This window comes from Pseudomonas fluorescens (assembly GCF_000968015.1).
Lineage (GTDB): Bacteria > Pseudomonadota > Gammaproteobacteria > Pseudomonadales > Pseudomonadaceae > Aquipseudomonas > Aquipseudomonas fluorescens_W.
Map to the genome: position 1 here is coordinate 1 of NZ_LACH01000117.1, position 8,915 is coordinate 8,915.

Sequence of the window (8,915 nt, forward strand, 5' to 3'; positions counted from 1 at the left end):
GCTCGCTCCCACAGGGTTTAGTGGTGAACGCATAATCAAGCGTGCGGAATTTTGACCCGCAGGTTTACAATCGGTGCTCCTGATCAGGAGTATCCCTGTGCTGACTCATCTCGATTCCCAAGGTCGCGCCAATATGGTCGACGTCACTGAAAAAGCCGTGACGTTCCGTGAAGCAACGGCCCAAGCGCTGGTACGCATGCTGCCCGAAACCCTGCAGATGATCGTCAGCGGCGGTCACCCCAAGGGTGATGTATTCGCCGTGGCGCGTATTGCCGGCATTCAGGCCGCGAAGAAAACCAGCGATCTGATCCCTCTGTGCCATCCGCTGCTGCTCACCGGCGTCAAGGTCGAACTCAGTGCCGAGGGCGACGACACCGTGCGCATCATGGCGCGCTGCAAGTTGTCCGGGCAAACCGGCGTGGAGATGGAAGCCCTGACCGCCGCCAGCGTCGCGGCGTTGACTATCTACGACATGTGCAAAGCCGTGGATCGCGGCATGACTATTGAGAGCGTGCGGCTGCTGGAGAAACTCGGCGGCAAGAGCGGCCATTTCCAGGCGGATCAACCATGAACCTCACCGTGAAGTTTTTTGCCCGTTACCGTGAAGCGCTCGGCGTGGACTCGGTGAAAGTTGAAGGTAATTTCGCCACCGTCGACGATGTGCGTGCACTGTTGGCCCAGCGTGACGGTGCCGAAGTGTTGAGCGAGCAAAACTTGATGTGCGCCCGCAACGAAGACCTGTGCCAGCTCGACGAGCCGGTGAGCGATGGCGATGAAGTGGCCTTTTTCCCGACCGTGACCGGAGGCTGAGCCATGGCAATTCGCGTGCAGTCCACGGCGTTCGATCCGGGTGCTGAAGTCAACGCCATGCATGCCGCCAATGTGGGCGTCGGTGCGGTGGTGAGTTTTGTCGGCTATGTTCGCGACTTCAATGACGGACTCGACGTCGCCGGGATGTTCCTTGAACACTACCCGGGCATGACCGAAAAAGCCCTCGCCAAGATCGCCACAGAGGCCGAGCAGCGCTGGCCGCTGCTCAAACTTGAAGTGCTGCATCGCATCGGCGCCCTGGATCCGGGGGAGCCGATCGTCTTCGTCGGCGCCGCCAGCGCCCACCGCCAGGCGGCGTTCGACGCCTGCGCCTTTGTCATGGACTACCTGAAAACCCGCGCACCGTTCTGGAAGAAAGAAAACACCCCTGACGGGGCGCGTTGGGTTGAAGGGCGCGACAGTGATCATGCGGCGGCGGATCGCTGGAAGCAGTAATCCAGCAGCGTTCTCTGTTGCCTGTCAGATAGCCATCGCGAGCAAGCTCGCTCCCACAGTTGATCTTCATGATCACAGATGCTGTGTACGACGACGATCCCCTGTGGGAGTGAGCCTGCTCGCGATGGGGTCATTCGCTTCACCCGATAACTTCCTGATTCACCACCCGACCGTCGGCCGCGCACAACCCTGTTTGCCCAATTGACGATCTATACATAAAAGTCCAGTATGGATTTATAAGTACAAAAAAGCGCTTCCCCGTTTCTGCTCTTTCTTCTGTCTTGCCAAACCAACAACAACCCGCGAGAGAACGAACATGAAGAAATTCCCCCTCATCACCGGTCTGGCCCTGAGCCTGTTGGCGTGCAGCAGCCTGTTCGCCGCCGATAAAACCCTGCGTATCGGCATCGAAGCGGCTTATCCACCGTTCGCGTCCAAAACCGATAAAGGTGAGATTGTCGGGTTCGACTACGACATCGGCAATGCCCTGTGCGCGCAGATGAAGGTCAAGTGCGTCTGGGTCGAAGGTGAGTTCGACGGTCTGATTCCTTCCCTTAAAGTGAAGAAAATCGACATGGCGCTGTCGTCCATGACCATCAACGAAGACCGCAAGAAGTCGGTGGATTTCACCCACAAATACTACTTCACCTCATCGCGTCTGGTGATGAAGGAAGGCGCAGTCGTAGATGACCAGTACGCCAGCCTCAAGGGCAAGACGGTCGGTGTGCAGCGTGCAACCACCACCGACCGTTACGCCACTGAGGTTTTCGAACCGAAGGGCATCAACGTCAGGCGTTACGGCAACAACGAAGAGATCTACATGGACCTGGCTGCCGGTCGCCTCGATGCCATTTTTGCCGACACCATCCCGCTGAATGACTTCCTGACGATGCCTCGTGGCAAGGGTTATGCCTTTGTCGGGCCGGAGCTCAAGGATCCGAAATACGTGGGTGAGGGCGCCGGGATTGCAGTGCGCAAGGGCAACACCGAGTTGGTCTCCGAGCTGAACACGGCCATTGACGGCATTCGCGCCAGTGGCGAATACCAGAAGATTTCAGAGAAGTACTTCAAGTCTGATATCTACGGCGACTGATCAAGCACGCTTCCCCCTGTAGGAGCGAGCCTGCTCGCGATGGACGTCAACGATAACGCGGGCTGTCTGAATGAACGCGTTGTTCAGATGTTTTTCGCGAGCAGGCTCGCTCCTACAATGAATTAGCGTTAAGCATTAGTTCGCCTGCTCCAGATGGCTTGAGATTTAATCCCTTCTTAACCGGCTCGTCGTCTATTCCCCGATACCCCGCTGTGCGCGCCGGACTCTCAAAGGTCAGGGCCAGCGTGTAGACTTCTGGGCAATCGATATTTAGAAGGGAAACGCAATGAGCGAGGAAACGATGCGGTTGGGCCGTGAACGGCGCTATCTGGTGTTGCTGGGCATCATCTGCCTGGCGCTGATCGGTGGCGCGCTGTACATGCAAATTGTTCTGGGTGAGGCGCCATGCCCGCTGTGCATCCTGCAACGTTATGCGTTGCTGCTGATTGCGCTCTTCGCGTTCATCGGCGCGGCCATGCGCACCCGCCGCAGCATTACGGTATTTGAAACCCTGGTGGTGATCTGCGCCCTAGCAGGTGCCGGAGTGGCCGGGCATCACGTCTTTACCCAGTTCTATCCGGCGGTCAGTTGCGGCATCGACGTGCTGCAACCGATCGTCGACGGTTTGCCACTGGCGAAAATCTTCCCGCTGGGCTTCCAGGTCGACGGCTTCTGCTCCACGCCGTACCCGCCGATCCTCGGTCTGTCGCTTGCACAGTGGGCGCTGCTAGCCTTTGTGCTGATCGTGGTGCTGGTGCCGCTGCTCACTTCGCGTAACCGCAAAGTCCTACGCTGAAGTCATCCGCCGCAATCGCTGCCATACAAAAAAATGCCCCGGCCCTCGTTGAGGGGGCCGGGGCATTTTGCATTTCGGGGCGCAGGTAAAATGACCTTGATGCGCGACAAGTCTGGGTGCGGCACGTGTGCGACATGTTGTCACAGCGGGAGTGTCGCAAGGCATTTCAGGGCGCCGAATTGGTACAGGGTTACGCAACAAAATTGGCCTGTTTTAACGTCTGGCAACTTCAGCCTCAAAAATCCGGAACAGGCAGTTTTAACAGGCCCTGGCGAATCGACGAAGCCCTTGTCACATGGGGGCCTTGGCAGGGTCGAAGGAGGGCGCAGAGCCTTCGATACTGTCTGAACTGCCTGAGGTAGACCTACAATTTTTGGTGTTTTTGTTGAGAATTAATTTCGATACCATGGCGCACTTTTGCAAATACCGTTAATGATTGTTGCTGGAATGGATAAAAATTATTTCGGGATGAGACATGGTTTATAAAACGTTACATATCTACAATCGCCCGCACTGAATTCCCGGCACTGCTCATCCCTGAGCAGGAATAGGGCGTCGAGAGGCCGATTGGCTTCATGCGACTCCCAGGTGTCGGTGCCTTCCAACTATCCGCACCAAATGGAATTGGTCTGTAACAAGGCCTTTGACCACGAATTCGAATAAGAACTCAACGCTGGCCCAGGATTTGTCGAACAGCGTCTGACGCGCGACGGGCAGCCACTTATTCAATCCAAGAAAAATGCCAACCCTTGGCAGGGTGAAGTGTTGGCGATCAAAACCCAACTGCATTGCGCAAGCTGCTTTAGAGGTCGTGAGATGAGTAAAAACAGGTACCCCAGACTACTAGGCTTATTGCCGCTGATCGGCACGTTGTTGCTGTCAGGCTGCAACATGACCTTGCTCGATCCCAAGGGCCAGGTCGGCCTGGACGAGCGAAACCTGATCATCACCGCAACGCTGCTGATGCTGTTGGTCGTGGTTCCGGTCATCGTCATGACCTTCCTGTTCGCCTGGAAATACCGCGCGTCCAACACCGACGCCGTCTACACGCCGAAATGGTCGCACTCCACCAAGATTGAAATCGCGGTGTGGGCTGTTCCAGTGCTGATCATCATTGCCCTGGGTTATGTCACCTACAAGTCGACCCACGCGCTGGACCCTTACAAGCCGCTGGAATCCGACGTCAAGCCGATCACCATTGAAGTCGTCGCGCTGGACTGGAAGTGGATGTTCATCTATCCAGAGCAAGGCATCGCCACCGTCAACAAGATCGTGTTCCCGGCGCACACGCCGATCAACTTCAAGATCACTTCGGACTCCGTGATGAACTCGTTCTTCATCCCGGCGCTGGGCGGCCAGATCTACGCGATGGCCGGCATGCAGACCAAACTGCACCTGATCGCCAACCAGAACGCTGAAATGGACGGTATCTCCGCCAACTACAGCGGCGCTGGTTTCACCGGCATGAAATTCAAAGCTATCGCCACCTCTCAGGAAGATTTCGACGCCTGGGTCAGCGAAGTCAAAAAGGCACCTAAACAGCTTGAAAAAGCTGAATACGAAGCCCTTTCCAAGCCAAGCCAGAACAACCCAGTCGAGCTCTACTCCTCGGTCACGCCAAACCTGTTCCAGATCATCGTCGACAAGTACGAAGGTATGAATCCGGGCAAGCCGATGCACCACGAGAAGAAAGAGCACGAAATGGCCGCCATGGAAGGGATGGACATGAGTTCGCATTCAGCTGCCGGGGCAGAGGAGTAAACGATGTTTGGTAAATTAAGTTGGGAAGCGGTCCCGTTCCACGAACCGATCGTGATGATAACCATCGCCATGATCGCGATCGGTGGTCTGGCGCTGTTCGCTGCAATCACCTATTTCAAGAAGTGGACCTACCTGTGGTCCGAGTGGCTGACCTCGGTCGACCACAAGAAAATCGGCGTGATGTACATCGTCGTTGCCATGGTCATGCTGCTGCGCGGTTTTGCCGACGCCATCATGATGCGTACCCAGTTGGCCATGGCCACCGAGGGTTCGCCTGGCTACCTGCCGCCTGAACACTATGACCAGATCTTCACCGCTCACGGTGTGATCATGATCATCTTCATGGCGATGCCATTCTTCACCGGCCTGATGAACCTTGCAGTGCCGCTGCAGATCGGCGCGCGTGACGTGGCCTTCCCGTTCCTGAACTCCCTGAGCTTCTGGCTGCTGGTGTCTGGCGTGGTGCTGATCAACCTGTCCCTGGGCGTCGGCGAATTCGCCAAGACCGGTTGGGTTGCCTATCCGCCGCTGTCGGGCCTGCAATACAGCCCTGGCGTGGGGATGGACTACTACATCTGGGCGCTACAGCTATCCGGGTTAGGTACGACGCTGACGGGGGTCAACTTCCTGGCCACCGTGCTGAAAATGCGTACCCCGGGCATGAAGCTGATGGACATGCCGATCTTCACCTGGACCTGCACCTGGGCCAACGTCCTGATCGTGGCCTCGTTCCCGATCCTGACCGCTACCCTGGCACTGCTGACGCTTGACCGTTACATGGATTTCCACATTTTCACCAATGAACTTGGTGGCAATCCGATGATGTACGTCAACCTGTTCTGGGCTTGGGGTCACCCCGAGGTTTACATCCTGATTCTGCCGGCGTTCGGGATCTTCTCCGAAGTCATCTCGACCTTCACCGGCAAGCGTCTGTTCGGCCACCACTCGATGGTCTACGCATCGGGCGCGATCTCGATCCTGGGCTTCATGGTCTGGCTGCACCACTTCTTCACCATGGGTTCGGGTGCCAGCGTCAACGCCTTCTTCGGTCTGGCGACGATGCTGATTTCGATCCCGACGGGGGTGAAGCTATTCAACTGGCTGTTCACCATTTACCAAGGGCGTCTGCGTTTCACCAGCCAGGTTCTGTGGACCCTGGGCTTCATGGTGACCTTCGCCATCGGCGGCATGACCGGCGTACTGCTGGCCATCCCGGGTGCGGACTTCGTCCTGCACAACAGCCTGTTCGTGATCGCTCACTTCCACAACGTGATCATCGGCGGCGCGGTATTCGGCTACATCGCAGGCTTCGGCTTCTACTTCCCTAAAGCGTTCGGCTTCAAGCTGCACGAAGGTTGGGGCAAGGCAGCGTTCTGGTTCTGGATCTCGGGCTTCTTCGTCGCGTTCATGCCGCTCTATGCACTGGGCTTCATGGGCATGACCCGTCGTCTGAACGCCACCACCAACCCTGAGTGGGTGCCGTACCTGTACGTCGCCATGTTCGGTGCGGTGATGATCGCGGCCGGTATCGCCTGCCAGCTGATTCAGTTGTACGTCAGCGTGCGTGATCGCAACAAGCCGGAAAACATGTGCGACCACGGTGACCCGTGGAATGCACACACGCTGGAATGGTCGACCTCGTCGCCACCACCGTTCTACAACTTTGCCGTGCTGCCAAAAGCAGACACCATCGATCCGTTCACCGAAGCCAAGGAAAACGGTACCGCGTACAAGGCTCCGGCCAAGTACGAACCGATCCACATGCCAAACAACACCGCGACCGGTGTGGTCATGGGTGCTCTGTTGACCGTGTTCGGTTTCGCGATGATCTGGCACATCTGGTGGTTGGCCATCGTTGGCCTGGTTGGCACCGTGGGCTACTTCGTGATCCACGCTGCACGTGATGATCAAGGCTACATGGTGCCGGTCGACGTGATCGAGCGCATCGAAGCCGAGCAGCACAAGCGTCTGGTAGCGGCCGGAAAAGTTCCAGCCACCGCCACCCGTGTTGAAACCTCGTTGGAACAGGCTTAAACCATGTCGAACTTAGTGACCACTGCTGGACACGCCCATGGCACGGACCATGGGCACGACGACCATCACCACGACTCGGGCGAGATGACCGTATTCGGTTTCTGGCTCTACCTGATGACCGACTGCATTCTGTTTGCGTCGATCTTCGCGGCGTACGCGGTACTGGTTAACAACGTAGCGGGTGGCCCGTCGGGCCACGACATCTTCGAACTGCCGTACGTACTGGGCGAAACCGCTCTGCTGCTGTTCAGTTCGATCACCTACGGCTTCGCCATGCTGGCGTTGTTCAAGGGCAAGAAGAACCAGGTACTGGGCTGGCTGGGCATGACCTTCCTGTTCGGCGCCGGCTTCATCGGCATGGAGATCAACGAGTTCCACATGCTGATCTCCGAGGGCTTCGGTCCTAGCCGCAGCGGCTTCCTGTCCGGGTTCTTCACCCTGGTCGGCACCCACGGTCTGCACGTGACCAGCGGTCTGATCTGGATGGCGATCATGATGTATCAGGTGCAGAAAAACGGCCTGACGGCGACCAACAAGACCCGTCTGAGCTGCCTGAGCCTGTTCTGGCACTTCCTGGACGTGGTGTGGATCTGCGTATTCACCGTTGTTTATCTGATGGGGACTATGTAAATGGCTAACGCTCATTCCCACGATAGCCACGACGCCAGCCACGGCAGCGTCAAGTCTTACGCTATCGGTTTTATTCTGTCGGTGATCCTGACGGTCATTCCTTTCGGCCTGGTGATGTACCCATCGCTGCCGAAAGCCCTGACCCTGTGGATCGTACTGGCCTTCGCAGTCATCCAGGTGCTGGTGCACCTGGTGTACTTCCTCCACCTGGATCGCTCCGCTGCCCAGCGTAACAACGTGATCGCGTTTGTCTTCGCTGCACTGGTCATCGTCCTGTTGGTAGGCCTGTCGCTGTGGATCATGTACAGCATCCACACCAACATGATGGCGCACTGAGGAAAGTCCGGATGTCCTTTAAGCACTTTATCCAAATCACCAAACCGGGGATCATTTTCGGTAACGTGCTTTCTGTGGCAGGCGGATTTTTCCTGGCCTCGAAAGGGCATGTCGATCTGGCCATTTTCCTGGCCGCCATGATCGGCACGTCGCTGGTGGTGGCTTCCGGTTGCGTGTTCAACAACTGCATCGACCGCGACATCGACCTGAAGATGGAACGCACCAAAAACCGGGCGCTGGTCCAGGGTTTGATCTCCCTGAAACTGGCCCTGGCGTTTGCGACCGTCCTGGGTGTTTTCGGCGTTGCACTGTTGTACAAAGTGGCCAACCCGTTGGCCGCTTTGTTCGCGGTGATCGGCTTTGTCATCTACGTCGGCTTCTACAGCCTGTACCTCAAGCGCAAGTCGGTTCACGGCACGCTGGTGGGCAGTCTGTCGGGCGCCATGCCGCCGGTGATTGGCTACGTCGCGGTGACGAACAGCTTCGACATGGCCGCACTGACGTTGCTGGTGATGTTCAGCCTGTGGCAGATGCCGCATTCCTACGCCATCGCGATCTTCCGCTTCAACGATTACCTGGCTGCATCGATTCCGGTGTTGCCGGTGAAGCGCGGCATTGAAGTGGCCAAGAAGCACATTCTGCTCTACATCCTGGCGTTCCTCGTGGCGACCTTGATGCTGACCTTCAGCGGCTACGCCGGCATGAGCTACCTCGCCGTCGCCGCGGCCATGGGCATGTACTGGTTGTACATGGCCTGGACCGGCTACAAGGCAGTGGATGACACGGTCTGGGCACGCAAGCTGTTCGTGTTCTCGATCTTCACCATTACCGCGTTGAGCGTGATGATGTCGCTGGACTTTAAAGTGCCGAGTGAGCTGTTGCTGACGTACGCGCCTTAAGATCTGGATGCTGCACAAAAAGCCCCGCCTTCGAGAGAAGCGCGGGGCTTTTTATTGGGGATTGTCTGGTGGACCGTGTCGCCGCTTTCGCGAGCAGGCT

General features: G+C 57.2%; 10 protein-coding genes. All 10 read left to right on the plus strand.

Annotation, left to right across the window (positions count from 1 at the left end):
- The first annotated feature begins 97 nt into the window (after positions 1–97).
- The 10 genes from moaC (at position 98) to cyoE (ending at position 8,815) form a co-directional block, all read left to right on the plus strand.
- On the plus strand, positions 98–571 hold the full coding sequence (moaC, locus tag VD17_RS30910; RefSeq protein WP_046057149.1) for a cyclic pyranopterin monophosphate synthase MoaC: 474 nt from the start codon (positions 98–100) through the stop codon (positions 569–571).
- On the plus strand, positions 568–810 hold the full coding sequence (moaD, locus tag VD17_RS30915; protein WP_046057150.1) for a molybdopterin converting factor subunit 1: 243 nt from the start codon (positions 568–570) through the stop codon (positions 808–810). The genes moaC and moaD overlap by 4 nt, the downstream gene beginning before the upstream one ends.
- 3 nt (positions 811–813) lie before the next feature.
- Positions 814–1,266 (plus strand): molybdopterin synthase catalytic subunit MoaE, encoded by a 453-nt coding sequence (gene moaE / locus VD17_RS30920; protein ID WP_046057151.1) that lies wholly within the window; start codon positions 814–816, stop codon positions 1,264–1,266.
- A 316-nt stretch (positions 1,267–1,582) separates the two neighbouring features.
- Positions 1,583–2,359, plus strand: coding sequence for an ABC transporter substrate-binding protein (locus VD17_RS30925; RefSeq protein ID WP_046057152.1), 777 nt, complete (start codon positions 1,583–1,585; stop codon positions 2,357–2,359).
- Positions 2,360–2,645: 286 nt separating this feature from the next.
- The gene (locus tag VD17_RS30930; RefSeq protein ID WP_046057153.1) at positions 2,646–3,155 is read left to right on the plus strand and encodes a disulfide bond formation protein B; all 510 of its coding nucleotides are present in this window, start codon (positions 2,646–2,648) and stop codon (positions 3,153–3,155) included.
- Between the two features lie 816 nt (positions 3,156–3,971).
- Positions 3,972–4,916: a ubiquinol oxidase subunit II gene (gene cyoA, locus VD17_RS30940; RefSeq protein WP_046057154.1), complete on the plus strand. Its 945-nt coding sequence runs from the start codon at positions 3,972–3,974 to the stop codon at positions 4,914–4,916.
- 3 nt (positions 4,917–4,919) lie between these two features.
- A complete protein-coding gene (gene cyoB / locus VD17_RS30945; protein WP_046057155.1) occupies positions 4,920–6,950 on the plus strand; it encodes a cytochrome o ubiquinol oxidase subunit I in 2,031 nt (676 codons plus the stop codon).
- Positions 6,951–6,953: 3 nt separating this feature from the next.
- Positions 6,954–7,580 (plus strand): cytochrome o ubiquinol oxidase subunit III, encoded by a 627-nt coding sequence (locus tag VD17_RS30950; protein WP_008147627.1) that lies wholly within the window; start codon positions 6,954–6,956, stop codon positions 7,578–7,580.
- Entirely contained in the window at positions 7,581–7,916 is a 336-nt protein-coding gene (cyoD, locus tag VD17_RS30955; RefSeq protein ID WP_033061037.1) for a cytochrome o ubiquinol oxidase subunit IV, read from the plus strand. It abuts the gene before it with no gap.
- A gap of 11 nt (positions 7,917–7,927) precedes the next feature.
- A complete protein-coding gene (gene cyoE / locus VD17_RS30960) occupies positions 7,928–8,815 on the plus strand; it encodes a heme o synthase (RefSeq protein ID WP_008147631.1) in 888 nt (295 codons plus the stop codon).
- Positions 8,816–8,915 lie beyond the last annotated feature (100 nt).